The 1,151-nt window shown below is 70.6% G+C and carries 1 protein-coding gene; it reads right to left on the minus strand.

Annotation, left to right across the window (positions count from 1 at the left end; genetic code table 11):
* Positions 1 to 42: 42 nt before the first annotated feature.
* Positions 43 to 1,151 (minus strand): MFS transporter (locus tag ACFY9I_RS42590; protein WP_391012937.1); only part of this gene is annotated, 1,109 nt, incomplete at its 5' end.

Raw genomic sequence — 1,151 nt, forward strand, 5'->3', positions numbered from 1 at the left:
TGGACCCGGGGCCCTTCGAAGGCGGTCGTGGCGCGTGCGCGCTCAGCCGGCGAGCGCGCCCTCCCGCTCCTTGGCGGGGGCGGCCCCGGAGCCGTCGTCCCCGCCTCCCTCCAGATGCTGCGCCGGCCGCTTCGGCAGGGCGAACATCAGCAGGAAGATCGCCGCCATCACCGCGGCCACCCACCCGAGGGCGTGCTCGAAGGCGTTGGCGAAGGCGGGGCCCACCTCGGAGCGGGCCAGCCGGTCGCCGATCTCACCGAAGAAGACGACGGACACCAGGCCGAGACCGAGTGCGTTGCCCATCTGCTGCACGGTGTTGATCAGGCCGGACGCCGAACCGGCGTGCTCGCGCGGCACCTCCGACAGCACCGCGTCCGTCAGCGGCGCCACGATCAGGCCCATGCCGACGCCCATCACGATGAGGGGCAGCGCCATCTGCCAGGAGGCGATGCCGAGGCCGTAGTGGTCGGACTCCCAGATGTAGAGCAGGACACCGACGGCCATGGTCAGCGCGCCCGCCTGGAGCACCTTGCGGCCGAACCGCGGCACCAGCTTCTGCACGGAGAGTCCGGCGGCCGTGGAGACGGCGATCGAGAACGGCACCCCGGTCAGACCGGCGCGCAGCGGGCTCCAGCCCAGGCCGATCTGCATGTACAGCGTCCACACCAGGAAGAAGATGCCGAGGCCGATCCCGAAGACGGTCTGCACGGCGATGCCCGCGGCGAAGCTCTTCACCCGGAAGAGGGAGAGCTCGATCAGCGGCGAGCCGTCCCGCGCGCCCTTGTTCCGCTCGTACGCGACGAGCGCCCCGAACACCACCAGCGAGCCGACCATCATCAGATGCCCCCACAGCGGCCAGCCCAGCTCGCGGCCCCGGGTGAGCGGGTAGATCAGCATCAGCATGCCGAGCGTCACGAGCGCGACGCCGACGAGGTCGAGCTTGAGCGCCTTCGGTGCCTTGGACTCGGTGATGAAGCGGCTGCCGAGGATCAGACCCGCGATGCCGACGGGCAGGTTGATGAGGAAGATCGGCCGCCATTCCAGCCCGAACAGGTTCCACTCCGTCAGCAGCGCGCCGAGCAGCGGACCGGAGACCGCCCCGAGACCGACGATCGCGCCGAACAGCCCGAAGACCTTGCCGCGTTCGTGCG

This window comes from Streptomyces sp. NPDC012510 (genome assembly GCF_042955065.1).
Lineage (GTDB): Bacteria > Actinomycetota > Actinomycetes > Streptomycetales > Streptomycetaceae > Streptomyces.